At 44.0% G+C, this 477-nt stretch carries 1 pseudogene; it reads left to right on the forward strand.

What is annotated here, in order from left to right:
• Positions 1-87: 87 nt before the first annotated feature.
• Positions 88-477, forward strand: a pseudogene (locus H5186_RS22730) (hypothetical protein); the annotation flags it as partial.

Here is a 477-nt window from a genome sequence, read left to right on the forward strand (position 1 = left end):
ACCGTTTCATGCCCAAAAAACTACCCCGTTCATGCTTCGCATTGCTGCCTCTACGACCAATTTACACCGTACAATCAAGGACTATTGATGTCATTAATTTCAGTAAAAAAATCACCAATAACGCCGCTGTTAACTAAGTCATTTTCACGCCGTGCAGTCATAATGTTACTAAGTGTCGCTACATTGCTATTAACTGGCTGTGGTGAGGAGCCTGCTCCACCTGCTAAACAAGCTGTTGAAGAGCAGCCCAGCCGATTTAGTAAAGATAAAATGGCGTATCGCCACACATACCACTCTGAATGGCCTAAAGAGGTGCGCAATGAGGTGTATGGCGATGAAGAAACGTTTTCAACTCCGCGTATTTTATTTAGAGCTGAGGTTGAGTGGATAGGTATAGAAACGTTGTTTTCAGCGCGCATGGATGGCTCTGACAGGCGTAGGATTATTCCAGAAAGCGTATTTACGGGTAAGAATATG

The sequence above is a fragment of the Pseudoalteromonas sp. SG41-2 genome, from assembly GCF_014164535.1.
Taxonomy (GTDB): Bacteria; Pseudomonadota; Gammaproteobacteria; order Enterobacterales; family Alteromonadaceae; genus Pseudoalteromonas; species Pseudoalteromonas rhizosphaerae.